This is a genomic window from Wenzhouxiangella sediminis, from assembly GCF_003410055.1.
Lineage (GTDB): Bacteria > Pseudomonadota > Gammaproteobacteria > Xanthomonadales > Wenzhouxiangellaceae > Wenzhouxiangella > Wenzhouxiangella sediminis.
Genome location: NZ_QUZK01000016.1, coordinates 46,181 through 59,430 on the forward strand (window position 1 = coordinate 46,181; position 13,250 = coordinate 59,430).

The 13,250-nt window shown below is 62.2% G+C and carries 11 protein-coding genes; 6 read left to right on the plus strand and 5 right to left on the minus strand.

Annotation, left to right across the window (positions count from 1 at the left end):
- Positions 1 to 167: 167 nt before the first annotated feature.
- The gene (locus DZC52_RS03625; protein ID WP_116649760.1) at positions 168 to 1,091 is read right to left on the minus strand and encodes a DUF808 domain-containing protein; all 924 of its coding nucleotides are present in this window, start codon (positions 1,089 to 1,091) and stop codon (positions 168 to 170) included.
- A gap of 355 nt (positions 1,092 to 1,446) precedes the next feature.
- Complete coding sequence (locus tag DZC52_RS03630) at positions 1,447 to 4,818, minus strand: hypothetical protein (protein WP_245960752.1); 3,372 nt, start codon at positions 4,816 to 4,818, stop codon at positions 1,447 to 1,449.
- A gap of 363 nt (positions 4,819 to 5,181) precedes the next feature.
- On the opposite strand from DZC52_RS03630, the gene DZC52_RS15460 reads away from it, so the two are divergent.
- Together DZC52_RS15460 and DZC52_RS03640 are read left to right on the plus strand one after the other, a co-directional pair.
- On the plus strand, positions 5,182 to 5,337 hold the full coding sequence (locus DZC52_RS15460) for a hypothetical protein (protein WP_181918755.1): 156 nt from the start codon (positions 5,182 to 5,184) through the stop codon (positions 5,335 to 5,337).
- A gap of 240 nt (positions 5,338 to 5,577) precedes the next feature.
- Complete coding sequence (locus tag DZC52_RS03640) at positions 5,578 to 6,462, plus strand: PA4780 family RIO1-like protein kinase (protein ID WP_116649763.1); 885 nt, start codon at positions 5,578 to 5,580, stop codon at positions 6,460 to 6,462.
- 12 nt (positions 6,463 to 6,474) lie between these two features.
- On the opposite strand, the gene DZC52_RS03645 is transcribed toward DZC52_RS03640, so the two are convergent.
- Entirely contained in the window at positions 6,475 to 7,029 is a 555-nt protein-coding gene (locus tag DZC52_RS03645) for a hypothetical protein (RefSeq protein ID WP_116649764.1), read from the minus strand.
- A 272-nt stretch (positions 7,030 to 7,301) separates the two neighbouring features.
- Between DZC52_RS03645 and DZC52_RS03650 the strand changes: the two genes are divergently transcribed.
- Complete coding sequence (locus DZC52_RS03650) at positions 7,302 to 8,456, plus strand: zinc metalloprotease (RefSeq protein WP_181918756.1); 1,155 nt, start codon at positions 7,302 to 7,304, stop codon at positions 8,454 to 8,456.
- Between the two features lie 178 nt (positions 8,457 to 8,634).
- Here DZC52_RS03650 and DZC52_RS03655 read toward each other — a convergent pair whose 3' ends face one another.
- Together DZC52_RS03655 and DZC52_RS03660 are read right to left on the minus strand one after the other, a co-directional pair.
- Positions 8,635 to 9,651 carry a 3-oxoacyl-ACP synthase III gene (locus DZC52_RS03655; RefSeq protein WP_116649766.1) on the minus strand — a complete coding sequence of 339 codons (1,017 nt, stop codon included), beginning with the start codon at positions 9,649 to 9,651 and terminating at the stop codon, positions 8,635 to 8,637.
- A 285-nt stretch (positions 9,652 to 9,936) separates the two neighbouring features.
- Positions 9,937 to 10,401 carry a nuclear transport factor 2 family protein gene (locus tag DZC52_RS03660; RefSeq protein ID WP_181918757.1) on the minus strand — a complete coding sequence of 155 codons (465 nt, stop codon included), beginning with the start codon at positions 10,399 to 10,401 and terminating at the stop codon, positions 9,937 to 9,939.
- Positions 10,402 to 10,602: 201 nt separating this feature from the next.
- On the opposite strand from DZC52_RS03660, the gene DZC52_RS03665 reads away from it, so the two are divergent.
- From DZC52_RS03665 to DZC52_RS03675, 3 genes are all read left to right on the plus strand, one after another.
- Positions 10,603 to 11,745: a PQQ-dependent sugar dehydrogenase gene (locus DZC52_RS03665; RefSeq protein ID WP_116649768.1), complete on the plus strand. Its 1,143-nt coding sequence runs from the start codon at positions 10,603 to 10,605 to the stop codon at positions 11,743 to 11,745.
- Between the two features lie 191 nt (positions 11,746 to 11,936).
- A complete protein-coding gene (locus tag DZC52_RS03670) occupies positions 11,937 to 12,149 on the plus strand; it encodes a hypothetical protein (RefSeq protein ID WP_116649769.1) in 213 nt (70 codons plus the stop codon).
- Between the two features lie 217 nt (positions 12,150 to 12,366).
- Positions 12,367 to 13,089 (plus strand): hypothetical protein, encoded by a 723-nt coding sequence (locus DZC52_RS03675; protein ID WP_147307594.1) that lies wholly within the window; start codon positions 12,367 to 12,369, stop codon positions 13,087 to 13,089.
- The last annotated feature ends 161 nt before the right edge of the window (positions 13,090 to 13,250 follow it).

Consider the following 13,250-nt stretch of genomic DNA (forward strand, 5'->3'; position numbering starts at 1 on the left):
ATCCGAGCGTCACAAGTTGATGCACCGAGCGAGGTCGGATCACATGAGTGCCCGCGATCTTGCCCCGCTTTCTGAATTCTACCCGAAGGCGCGCCGCAAGAGCATTGCGCAAGCCGCGCTGAGCGCGCAAAGATCAGCAAGCGAGTGGATCAGTCTAACCGAATCGTTCAGTGTTCGGCCTCCGACTGCTTGTTCCGGCCTATGAGCATGGCCCCGAGTGACAAGACCGCCAGGATGATAGCGCCGATCACCACACCGAGAAAGCCGTCGAGCAACAGCAGCGTGACTGTCTCGATCGGACCGGTCAGTGCCGCCCAGCCCTTGAAGATGTGCTCGATGACAGGAATGTTGTGCGAGAAGATGCCGCCGCCGACCAGGAACATCGCGATCGTGCCCACGATCCCGAGGCCTTTCATCACCAGCGGCGAGGCGTCGATGAGCCACTCTCCGAAGCGGCCGACCGTGCCGCCATGCTCCGACAGCTTCACGCCCAGGTCGTCGATCTTGACGATGCCGGCAACCAGGCCGTAAACGGCCACGACAACCAACGCGCCGATGGCGATCAGCACGCCGAGTTGCACGCCCAGGGTTGCAGTGGCCACCGCGCCCAGCGCGATGACGATGATCTCGGCCGAGAGGATGAAGTCCGTGCGAATGGCCCCCTTGATCTTCTTCTTCTCGAAGGCCACCAGGTCGACCTTGGGATCCCGAAACGCCCTCTTCAGCTCTTCCTTCTCCCGCTTGTCGCTTTCCCTGTGAAAGAGCTTCTCATGGACCTTATGGGCGCCCTCATAGCAGAGGAAGGAACCACCGAGCATCAGCAAGGGAACAATCGCCCACGGGATGAACGCGCTGATCAGAAGCGCGGCCGGGATGAGGATGACCTTGTTGAGGGCTGCGCCCTTGGCGACCGCCCAGATGACGCCGAGCTCGCGCTTGGCGGAAATACCGGTGACCTGATCGGCGTTGACCGCCAGGTCGTCGGCCACCAGGGTCGCGGTCTTCTTGGCGGCAACCTTGGTCATCACGGAGACGTCGTCGAGCAAGGTGGCGATGTCGTCGAGAAGGCTGAGTAGGCTTGCTCCGGCCATTCGATGTCCCTTTCGGCGCCCAGGCTGGCAAACAGTCTGTCACAGTCGGGGCAGCCCGTGGCTCGTTTCTGCACGGCTCGTCCGCACCCAAGCCTCATTTTCTCCCAATTTTCTCGTCAGCACATCTCAGAGATTTGTAGCGGGCGATGGAGCGCTCGACACGGACACATGCGCAGGGATGTCTTGGCCTGATGGCCCTCGCTGCATTGAAAGCGCTAACCCTTGACGCCGCCGATCGGCGCCAGAGATCGATGACGGACGTCTTCGAAGATGTCGCGCTTCGGGCGCCTGCTTGATCACTCGAGAGGAATCTGCAGTGCTGGAACCCGCGCGTGTCTCGAACATCCCTCCGGCATCACCTCCACACCCACAATCTGTTGGCGCAACTCGCCACCATGAGCATCACAAGCGCCAGCAAAACCACCGCCCACGGGCTCAGTGTGGGAACCGGCGCAGCGCCGCCGGGCGGCCCGATGGGCGGCTCGCCGGTGGTCCCGCTCTGGACCTGGACATTCTGCTGCGACTGGGCCGTACCGGCACCGAAACTCAATCCACCGGGGGACGGCGCCGTTACCGTCGCCTGATTGTCAACCGAAACCACGGACGCCGGCATGACGGCCTGGTAGGTGAACTCCAGCGCGGTGTTGGGTCCAAGGGTGGCTATCGTGGCCTGAAGCCCCGTCGGGTCACTGGTGATCGGCGGGCACACGGCCGTGCCCTGCGGATTGGGAATGAAGGCGGAAGCGCTGATGTCGGTGCAACTCACGTTGATGTAACCGCCGGGGTTGGCGGGCAGCAGCGCGGGCGGCAAGGGGTCGACCAGGACGGCGCCGTCGGCGGAAGCCGAACCGATATTGACCACGGTTACCGTGTAGGTCACGGTATCGCCCGGCTCGGCAATCTGGGGCGAGACGGTCTTCTGGATGCTCAACTCCGGCGCCGGCGGCGGACAGCTGGTGGCAGAATCTTCCGCCGGTATCCAACCGTTGGGGTCGTTCGGAGCATTGAACTTCGCCTGGTTGAAGACGCAACCGAACATGCTGGTCGGGTTGGCCAGTTGAGCGGTGATCACGAACTCGATGCTGCCCCCGGGCGGGAAGGTATCGTTACCCACCGCGCCCCACTCGTGGTCGATGTGCAGCGGATTGGAAAGCGGCGAAGTCGGCCCCGAAGCCGGCGTCTGCGTCCCCGGAATGACCGGCGTGGGCGGACACTGGGCGCCGCCGGAAAGGACCGTGCAATCGACGCTGGTGATCGAAGCATTCACTCCGAAGGCGAAGGTCTCATCGACGAAACGCGGGATATCCAGGGTTTCGGTAGTCGATGCGTTGGTCAGCGTGACGCTCCAGCTGATCTCGCCGCTGACTGGAATACTGGTGCCACTGGCCGGCGGCAGGATGGCTTTCTCGATTTCCAGGGCACCCGACGTGCACGGCGGCATGCCGATGTATTGATCGACGATGCTTTGCGGTGTCGAAACCAGGTTGCCGGCGGCGTTGACGTAGCTCGCCGTGACGTTGTTGCTGGTCAGTTCGGGGTCGTGGCAGCGGTCGAGGTGGACCGGCATGGTGAACGGCACGATGTAGGTCAGGCTGCCCTCCGGCGCCAGCGGCACCTCGCTGTCACCGCCGTGCAGGCCCGGATCGTAGCTGAGCGTGAACGAGTTCGTGTAGCCCGTCGTCGTGAAAGTGCTGGCCAGATCGTGGCAGTCCGCGCCGGCCGGAACGGGCGTACAGGTAATCCCCCAGTCCGACAGGTCGCTGCCGCTGTGGACGAACCCGCTCGGCGGCGAACCGGCCAGGCCGGGCAGATTGAAGTTGAAATCGTTGAGATCACCGAGTGGAACGGCATTGACCGTATTCGGATTGCTCACCACGATCTTGTAGAACACTTCGGTGCCGTCGCTGATGAAGTCGACCGGCGCCTGGCCGATCAACGGCGTGCCCGCCGCGGCGTCGGCAGCACTGGCAAACGGACCGGATTTCTCGACCTCGATGAACGACTGGGGTGAACCGCCCGGGCAAACGTCCAGCCCGGTGACCGGTGTCACGGTCTGCAGCCCGTTGTTGCCGAAAAAGGAGCTGGCGCCCGTTGCGAACGGTGGTGGCTCCGGTGGCGTGACCGCACTGTAGATCGGATCGTACACCGCCGGCGAGGGCGACGCCTGGCCGCGAAGATCGATCTCGGCGGTATTGCTGCCCCAGCAGGTCGTGCGCGAAATATCGACCGGCAGGGAAACGGTGACCGACGCGCCCGGTGGCAGTGAATCAATCAGCGATGCAAAACGAAAGTGGCTGTTGCTCGTCGATACGATACCGCTGTTGAGCGCCGCGGCCGAAGGACAAAGCCCGCTCGGCGAAGAACTGCAGCCAAGCGTTCCGAAGCTGTGGGCGAATGCCAGGCTGTGGTGCTCGAACTCGAAGGCCACGTCGGTGGCCGTCCCGGCCGAGGGCCCGGTGCTCTGATTGGTCACCGTGACCTCTTGCACCCAGCTGGCCTCGCCGTTACCGTCCAGCGCCAGGGTGGCCGGAACCGACTCGGTCGTGAATTCGATATCGGCCACTTCGCAAGTGCCGGGCACTTCGGTAGTCACCGTCGCCGTATTGTCGGCCGGGCCCGGCGGCACGACATCCGTACCCTGAAGACCCTGGACGCTGAACTCGAAGACCAGGTCGCGCACACCGGATTCCGGCGCATTGACGCAGACCGGATCGCCGACGAGCACCTCGGCCCGGAAACGCATTACGCCACCGCCGGGTGGGCCGTCGAGCGTGCCTGGCAGGTTGGCCAGAAAATCACCGGTGGGGAACCCTGAAACCGGCGAGCTGTTATCTGGACTCGTGGGCGTCGGCACCGGAATCAACCCGGTTGTCGGGCAGGTCTGCCAGGGCGCCGGCGAGGCCGGAAAAATCGAGGACAGCGGATAGCTGCCGAGCGAAGCGGATACACAGTCAATGCTCAACAGCTCCGTGTTGGGCAGCGTCGAACCATTGGCACCGAAGGGATGATTCGAAACGCTCAGCGGCGACATGGTACCGGCCTCGCCCCGGATCTCGACACCAAGATTCAATAGATCAGAAGGCTGCAGGCCGAAGCTGTAGAGCTCGAATTCGTATTCGACCATCGATCCGGGCGTTGCCGTAGTCGGCGCCTCGACGATATCGACGGCGAACTGTACATCCGGCGGAAAGAGGAAGACGTTGGTCGTGCTGGAGTTGGTCACGCCATTGCTTTCGGTTTCGGCCGACGTGACATCGGCGGAAACGAGGAAATTACCGGTCGGAACGCCGAAACAGGCGGGTTCACCGACATTCGGTGAAGGACAGTGCACCTGCGTCTGAAAGTCGATCTGCGCCTGGCTGAGGGCGGGAATCGCGGGCAAGGTCACGCTGAAAGTCTGACCGCTGCGCACGAATGCCCCCGAAGGGGCAGTGCCCGAGCCCGGCGGACACACGGCCGGCCCGTTCGGGTTGGCACCGGGCACGGCCAGGCAGGTGGCGCTGTCTTCGAACGGCGCGTCGGCAATCGGATGTTCGATAACCAATTCAACATTGGTCGCGGTATCCGGGCCGTTGTTGGAAACGGTCACCGTGAACGACTGCATGTCCTGGGACATGTAGGCGGGCTGGTCACCGGTGATGTTGACCACCAGATCGACGCCCTGGGCATGAACTTCACCGGCACTGAGACCACCAACTAGAAAGGCGATAGTAGGAATGACGGCCACTTTGGCCAAAAACGGTATTGTGCGCACGGGAATCCCTCATGATGCAATGACGGCTGCAGCATGAAACTCCCGATGCCCCGCCTTGCCGGTTCGTGTTGTTGTTGGTAACGAGCCTAGCACCCCAAGTACCGGCACGCTATGCGGCGCTGGCCAAACCCGGCCAGACGGTACAGAACTCGCGACGTATGGCTCGCTATCGCCGGCGAGAGCGAACCTGGAGGAGGATCTCAGCGACAGATTCACGCACCCATGATTTGCAGGAAACAGGGCCCGGCGAACGAATCATTTCCCTTTCAAGCGGTCTAACAATTCAAGGTGCCATGGCCGCTCATCCCGGGGGGTCAGCACCTCGTGGAGACAACCATGACCAAAGGCAGAGACACCCAGAACCGGGAAGGTAAGAAAAAGCCCATCAAGACGCTCAAGGAAAAGCGCGCCGACAAGGCAGCGAAGAGATCGGGCACGTACAAGGTCGAAAGCATCAACAACGTACTGGCAGGCAAGCCCTCATCCCGCTAGGAAAGGCGTCGAACAACCTTGCCAGTAACTCACGGACGATAATCACGACGAAGGAGTCTGGCGGCATCCACCGAAAGGCTGCGCATGAGCCTTGGAAGCCATGGGAGCCGCCAGGTCCCTGGTAACACTCCCCTTAGCGGAGTTTCCGAGTGATCGGAACCGTCCGGGCACCAGCCCGTCGACGGAGCACTGAACCGAGCCACCGGCGAAACCCCACGATGAGTGGCATAATCGCCGCCCATGAAGATACCCGCTCGCTTGATACCCCTGGCCGAAGACGGCCTGATCGACGAAGTCCTGCGCCCGCTCAAGAGCGGCAAGGAGGCAGATGTCTTTGTCGTGCGCTGCGGGAACGAGAAGCGCTGTGCCAAGGTCTTCAAGGAAGCGAACCTGCGCGGCTTCAAGCAGGCCGCCCAGTACCAGGAAGGCCGCAATGTCCGCAACAGCCGACGGGCGCGGGCGATGAGCAAGCGCACCCGGTACGGCCAGAAAGAACAGGAAAAGGCCTGGCTCAGCGCCGAGGTCGACGCCCTCTATCACCTGTCGGCCGCCGGCGTACGCGTTCCCCGACCTTTCGGCTTCGTCGACGGCGTGCTGCTGATGGAGCTGATCGTCGATTCGCAAGGCGATGTCGCACCGAGGCTCGATGCACTGAGCTTCAGTGCCGAAGAAGCTCGCGAATATCACGACCTGATCATCACCCAGATCGTCAGGATGCTCGCAGCGGGACTCATTCACGGTGACCTGTCGGAATTCAACGTGCTGCTTGACGCCGGCGGACCGGTGATCATCGACCTGCCCCAGGCGGTCAACGCCGCGGCCAACAACAGCGCGGCAATGATGCTCGTGCGCGACGTGGACCGAATGCGGCATTTCTTCGGACGCTTCGAGCCGGAGCTGCTCGAATCCGAGTACGGCAAGGAAATGTGGTCACGCTATGCCGGCGGCGCCCTGGACGCCGACACATCGCTGACGGGCATCTACCAGCCCTCCACGCAAGACGTGGACCTGGACGAGGTAATGGCCATCATCGATGCCGCCCGCGAAGAGGAGAAAGAGCGGCTGGCGAGATTGAACGACGCGCCCGAACCAGACGACCTGGGCGATTACCGGACGCGTGATTAAGCGCACTACGAGTCAGGGTGTTTCAAACCGGTCGCCGAACACCTCATCAGTGGCTGGACGAAACACGAAATTGTCGAGCACCAGCGCCGCGCTGCCGACCGATGCACCAACGATGCGAAGCTCGTCGATCGGCCCTCCGAAGCCGGGTTCCAGGGTCTGCCAGGTCAGATCGCTCCGGCTCAAGCCGGTGACCGAACCGACCTCGGCACCCCCGTTCAACCCGATCAGGTCGACGGCGTCACTTTCAGCACCCGAGGAACGGTGGTCCACGCTGACGAAGAAGAACGGTTCCCCGTCGGCCCGGCGAATCGAGAACTCGTCACCAACCGCGATGGCGACCTGCCAGCCGACCCAAAGGGCCTGGTCGGGGTTGCCCTGCGCATCGATACCCCAGGCGCCACCACTGATATTCTCGAACTCGAAGCCGGCCTCGCTATTGACGACTCCCTCGGCGAGCTGGCCTGTGGACAGCGCATCGAAGGTCAGCGTCTGCGCAGCGGCATTCGCGGCCAGCAGACCCGTGAGCAGCATTGCCGGCAGCCCCTTCAGCATCCAGTTCCTGAACATTCCGTTGCTCCCTTTCTGGAAAGATTGAGGCGGCCGACGATACGATCATGAATGCTGGAGACTCAAGCGCGAGAGCGCTTTGAGGCGCGGATTGCAACATCCGGTCATCACACTGACACAAAATGCCAAGGACTCGGCTTGCCCGCCTCGCGAGCGAGCTCCACAATGAGACGCTTGACATCCCGTTCGCCCGACCTTCGACACACTATCCGGCATTCGACTACCGTCCGCCTGCCTCTTTTGCTGTACCTCAATCACTTCTGGAACTGTTCATGAATGCATCACACCGATCTCTGGCATCCGGTCTCGCACTAGCCGCCTTTGTGCTTACCCCATGGCTCGCTTTCGCTGCCGGATCGACGGGAATCATCTACCAGGATGGATTCGACCCCTGCGAGGTGGGCCTCGATGTGGACAATGATCGCCTGGATGCCTGTCTGGAGCGGGCACTGGGCACCGATCCGTTTCTGGCCGACACCGACGGCGATTCCATCAACGACGGCGATGAGGTGCTGGGTACGCTGGACGGACTGGACTTGCCCGCGCTGGGAGCCGATCCCCTGGTGAAGAACATCCTCCTCGAATACGACTGGTTTGAAGACGACCTGGACGTGCCTCTCCACGCGCACCGACCAACCCAGGCAATGATCGATCAGGTCGCGGCCGCATTTGCTGCAGCACCGGTCACCAACCCTGACGGGTCAACGGGCATCGTGGTCATTCAGGATTTTGGCCAGGGCGGCGTCTTTACCGGAGGCAACCTCATCGACGACTCCGACGGGGTACTGGTCGGAGGCGTCCTTGATTCAGAGTTCCAGGACTACAAGTCCAATCACTTTGCCACCAACCGCCGGGGATATTTTCACTATGTTCTTCTACCGCACCGATACAACACCGATAGCAACAGCTCAGGCCAGGCGGAACTGATCGGCGACGACATGATCGTTTCCCTGTACGAGTACTACGACAATGTGACGTATATCTCCAACACCATCGTGCACGAGTTGGGCCACAACCTCGGCTTGCTCCACGGTGGCAATGTGAGCTGTAACTACAAACCCAACTACAACTCGGTCATGAACTACCGGTATCAGTTCCCAGGCGTGGATGATAATTGCACCGTCGCCGGCGACGGCGTACTGGATTACTCCAGCGGCGCCTACATTACGCTGGACGAAAGCAATCTGGACGAAAATGCCGGTATCTGTGGCGATGTGCCCATCGACTGGAACGAAGACGGCCAGATCCAGACCGGCGTAACGGCCGATATCAATCCCAACGGCAATAACGCGTGTTTCTCGACGATCTCGAACCTGCACGATCATGACGACTGGGGCGCGATCGTCTTCTACGGCCTGTCCAGCGCCAACCGCCGAACTGCCGAGATCATCGATTGCCAGTCCTCGCCCATGGAAGCGCAGGACTAACACGGTTGCGACTGATGCTGCGCCCGCCCGCGTGGGCGGGCCACACCATTCGCACATGGCATTCCGGTGCTGTTCCCAGGCGCCGGGGACCGAGCGACTCCTCCCGGCGCCCAACGACACGGCCACCGGAATAATCAACCGGGAATCAAGCCTGCTTCTCTCTCCCGGCGATGGGCCGCTACCAGACCACCTCGGCCATCGAGCAGTTCAGCCCCGAACCGATACCCAGGAGGGCCACCCGATCGCCCTTGCCGAGCTTCCCTTCTTCTGCCGCCTTGGCCAGCGCAATAGGCGCCGAAGCCGGGCCGACATTCCCCATCTCCGGGTAGATCACATGGACTTTTTCGGGATCGAGCCCCAGCACCTGGACCAGGGACTCGGTGTGCACCTTGCTGACCTGGTGAATGATGAACTGATCCAACTCGCTGGCATCCCAACCGAACGCGGAACGGGCCGCCTCGAAGGTCTTCGTCGCAAGCTCCAGGCCCGCGCTCATCAGGCTGCGCGTGTCCGTGAACATGCGGTCCATATCGCCCCGGCAGAGCTCATTGAACGCGGTCGCCGCGCGGGTCACGCTACCCCGATAACCGTGAGCCTGCGGTTCCAGGTCGGCGCGCGACATGACCATGGCAGCAGCGCCCGAACCGAGGGTCAGGGAAGCGAACTCGGCGCGGAACTGCTGCTGATCCACAGAGGGACCCAGCAGTCGTTCGCAGGTCGCGTCGATGAGCTGCCTGCTGGATTCGCCATCGACGATGAGGGCGTAATCCAGCTCTTCGCGCTCGAGCATGCCCGCCGCGATGTCCATGGCATTGAGAAAGCCCAGGCAGGCGTTGGCCACGTCGTAGTTCAGGCAGTCGGACGCCAGGCCCAGGTTGGAGTGGACGACACAGGCCGTGGAAGGCTCGAGAAAATCGCGCGACACGGAGGTGCTGACGACCAGACCGATGCGCGATCGGTCGACGCCGCTTTCCTCGATGGCCTTCTCCGCCGCCAGCGTGGCGGCATCGGACACCCGGGTGCCCTCTTTCCACAGCTTCCGGGACTTGATGCCCGAAATTTCCTCCAGCAGGTCTTCCCGAACGCCCAGGCGATCCATGGTGGGCTTGAGGCGCTGCGATATCTCCTTCGAACTCAGGCTGATCGGCGGATCCACGGCCGCCACTGACTGGACGACGACGTTCTTGAAATGCATTGGCGAAACTCTCTGCTGCGCAGTCGGACCGACCGCGGTGGACTGATGTCATGGACGTGGAAACCGCCCCGCCGCTGCCGCAACGCCCCGGTCGCGAGGGTAAGTTACCGAAGGGACCTGAATCGGCCTGGCGCGTAGCGGAAGCGGATCCTTACCAGCCGTCGCGGCTTGGCTGGGTCCCGGCTGCGCGCTCCGGACGGCTGTCATGACGGGTTGTGAAGACGACTGTCTGCTCTACGAGCATGCTAACCGAAAACCAGGGGCTGCAGCCATCGCGTCGGTCCTTCAGTGGTCGTAGCTGATCACGCGAGTGATTTTCCATCCCTGGTCGTCCTGCCGCCAGATGTGGGTGAACTTGAACACCCCGCAGTCCTGCTCGCCGCCTTCCGTGTGACAGAACCGGTGTTCCCCGGTCTGTATCGCGCCGAATTCCGGAACGGGATACACCTCGGTCGAGAGCAACTCGCGGGTCAGGTCGCTGCCGGATTCCGCGAGCGAACGGAGAGAGTTGAGAGAGTACTCCCGGCCCGTCAATCCCGTCTTGTCGTGATAGAACTCCAGATCGGCAGAGAAGAACTCCCCCATGGCCGCCACATCCCGCTCATTGAAAGCGGTAAACATCTCCGAATCCCTGGCCAGGATCTCGTCACGAAGCGCGTCGTCCGAACCGGCCTGGGCGACGGCCCCGGTCAATCCGAATGCAAGCACTACGCCGAACGCGCAAAGTCTCTGCCTTTTCGTCACTTTCATGGTTTTCTCACTACGATGAACAGGGAGTCCGACAATAACGCCACGCCGCAGGCTCCGACAGTGCCATTGGTTGGGTCGACCCTCAGAACCAATACGGGCCTTGGAACTACGCGCAATCCGTGGATGAGGTTTTCCGCCTTTTTTCCATGTGCACACCGATCCGCTAGAGTGGGACATTCATCCACCAAGGACAGGCTCCCCATGCACAAACGATCCGCACTGCCCGCACTGTTCGCACTCCTGCTCGCCTTCACCGTCCAGGCCCAGGACGAGCGGCCGTTCTCGGTGGAGCCCGTCACCTCCTTCGACGAGCCCTGGACGCTCACCTTCCTGCCGGACGGCCGGATGCTGGTCACCGAAAAGAAGGGCAATCTCCGGGTGGTCACCCAGGAAGGGACCCAGTCGGGTCCGATCGAAGGCCTGCCGGACGTCGACTACCGCGGCCAGGGCGGCCTGGGCGACGTGATCCTGCACCCGGACTATGCCGACAACGGCGTCATCTACCTGAGCTACGCCGAGAGCGGCGTCGGCGACACCCGGGGTGCGGCGGTCATGCGCGCCGTACTCGATCTCGGCGAGCGCGGCGGCCGGCTCTCCGACGCGCAAGTCATCTGGCGCCAGTACCCGAAGGTACTCGACGATGGCCACTACGGCCATCGCCTGGCCTTCGACGACGAAGGCTATCTGTGGATCTCGTCGGGCGACCGGCAGAAGTTCACGCCGGCGCAGGACATGCAGAGCAACATGGGAAAAATCCTGCGCCTCAATGAAGACGGTTCGATTCCGGCAGACAATCCCTTCGTGAACTACATCGAAGAAGAACCCCTGGTCGACGGCGTCGGACCCTACGACGAGATCTGGACCCTGGGCCACCGCAATCCCCTCGGGATGGCCTTCGATGCCGACGGGCAGCTGTGGGTGATCGAAATGGGCCCGGCCGGCGGCGACGAGCTGAATCGGATATTGCGGGGCGAAAACTACGGCTACCCGGTGGTCTCCAACGGCGACCACTACGACGGGCGCGAGATGCCCGATCACGACACCCGTCCGGAGTTCACCGCGCCGGTGATCACCTGGACGCCGGTCATCTCTCCCGGCGACCTCATGATCTACGAAGGCGATCTCTTCGAGGACTGGCGCGGCGACGCCTTCGCGGCCGGACTGTCGTCGCAGGCGATCGTGCGCATCCGATTCGACGGCGAAAACGCCAGCGAGGTCGAACGGTACGACATGGGCGCACGGATCCGCAGCATCGCCGAAGCACCGGACGGCAGCATCTGGCTGCTCGAGGATGAGCGCGGTGAGAGCCGGGGGCGACTGCTGAAGCTCACACCCGGGTCTTGAGGCACGGCACGCCTGCAACCCGACGCCCACGACGACACCCACGACAAGGAGAAGCAGGCATAACCCGGACACCGAAACGCGCCGAGGGCCTTGGCTGCCTCGTGGTCGAATACATCGGCAACCATGCCCCCTGCCGGGAGGCCCCGGAGGGCGTTGAACACTGAAAAGACGCCCTGCCGGCCGGCGGCAACATGGACGGAATCGAACCCTGGCACAGCGGCCTGTTGATCGCTTCCCAGGAAGACCAGGCCATCTGGTTCGTTTGCGATGTTGAGGCAGAAATTCTCATCCGCACCCCCGGTCGCCCGGCGGACATCGGCCTGGACGAATCCGGGGGGCGGATCGCCGTGCCCTACATCGCACTCGATCGAGTCGATATCTGGAACCTTCCCGACCAGCCCTGAGAAGTTCCTGCATCTCCTCGCTTACCGCTGATTCTCTCGTGTCTACTCCAAGGCTCGAAAAAATCCCTGAGGCTGTAGTTTCCCGGAGTCGATCGACGAGATACACTAAGTCGCGCGGTCCGGACGGGCCCATTGCGAAACATTTCACAAGGGAGGGAAAATGTCACGACTATTCACGCTGCTTGCCGGGCCTATCCTGGCTTTTTCGAGCCTTTTCATGGCCAGCTCCACGCTGGCGCAGCCCTACACGATCACCCAGGACACCGCAGATCTGACGCCGCTTACTGCGCCGACGGCGGTCTCATTGGCCGACGATCAGACAGCGGGCCCATTCAACATCGGCTTCGACTTCAACTTTTTCGGTACGACATACTCCGAATTCTGGATTTCCAGTAACGGTTTCATCGCCTTCGAAAACACCTCGAACGGCTGTTGTTCAGGTCAGCTCATTCCGAATTCAGGCCAACCGAACAACATGATCGCTGCCTTCTATGAGGACTATGATCCACCGGAAGGCGGCACCGTCAGTTATTCGCTCGAAGGAAACATCGTTGGCGCTAGAAGTCTGATCATCGAATTCGACCAGATCTACCCCTGGAACGGACCACCGAAGACACCCAGCACCTGGCAGATCAAGCTCCAGGAATGCACCAATATCATCGAGATTCACTGCGAATCCTGCGTCAGCGATGGCGGCAGCCACACTCAAGGCATCGAGAACGCAGCCGGGGACGATGCCTATTTCGTCGCCGGTCGCAATTCCACGGACTTCAGTCTGACCGACGATCAGGTCATCTTCGATCCTGACCTGGTGACCTGCCAGGCGGAAACGCCTGAACCTGCGCTCCCCGTTCCCACCCTGGGCACGCTCAGCGCCTTGCTCATGACCCTCGTCCTGTTGATCATCGGGACCATCGTGCTGCGGCGCTCTGCCGCCTGATTCAGCTTTCGGGTTCACGAGAAGCCACTGATGGCGTAACACCAGACACCCCGGGCCGTTGAATTCGGCCCGGGATTTCCCGGCCGGGCCGGATTGCTCTGCCCCCGATCGGCCGCACGACAGTCCGCGACTCCCGGGATGCGTGGGCTTTTTCAAAGCCC

Excerpts from the sequence above, each read along its gene's own strand:
- DZC52_RS03625 (WP_116649760.1), bottom strand. The coding sequence starts at position 1,091 with ATGGCCGGAGCAAGCCTACTCAGCCTTCTCGACGACATCGCCACCTTG.
- DZC52_RS15460 (WP_181918755.1), top strand. The coding sequence starts at position 5,182 with ATGACCAAAGGCAGAGACACCCAGAACCGGGAAGGTAAGAAAAAGCCC.
- DZC52_RS03640 (WP_116649763.1), top strand. The coding sequence starts at position 5,578 with ATGAAGATACCCGCTCGCTTGATACCCCTGGCCGAAGACGGCCTGATC.
- DZC52_RS03645 (WP_116649764.1), bottom strand. The coding sequence starts at position 7,029 with ATGTTCAGGAACTGGATGCTGAAGGGGCTGCCGGCAATGCTGCTCACG.
- DZC52_RS03650 (WP_181918756.1), top strand. The coding sequence starts at position 7,302 with ATGAATGCATCACACCGATCTCTGGCATCCGGTCTCGCACTAGCCGCC.
- DZC52_RS03655 (WP_116649766.1), bottom strand. The coding sequence starts at position 9,651 with ATGCATTTCAAGAACGTCGTCGTCCAGTCAGTGGCGGCCGTGGATCCG.
- DZC52_RS03660 (WP_181918757.1), bottom strand. The coding sequence starts at position 10,401 with ATGAAAGTGACGAAAAGGCAGAGACTTTGCGCGTTCGGCGTAGTGCTT.
- DZC52_RS03665 (WP_116649768.1), top strand. The coding sequence starts at position 10,603 with ATGCACAAACGATCCGCACTGCCCGCACTGTTCGCACTCCTGCTCGCC.
- DZC52_RS03670 (WP_116649769.1), top strand. The coding sequence starts at position 11,937 with ATGGACGGAATCGAACCCTGGCACAGCGGCCTGTTGATCGCTTCCCAG.
- DZC52_RS03675 (WP_147307594.1), top strand. The coding sequence starts at position 12,367 with ATGGCCAGCTCCACGCTGGCGCAGCCCTACACGATCACCCAGGACACC.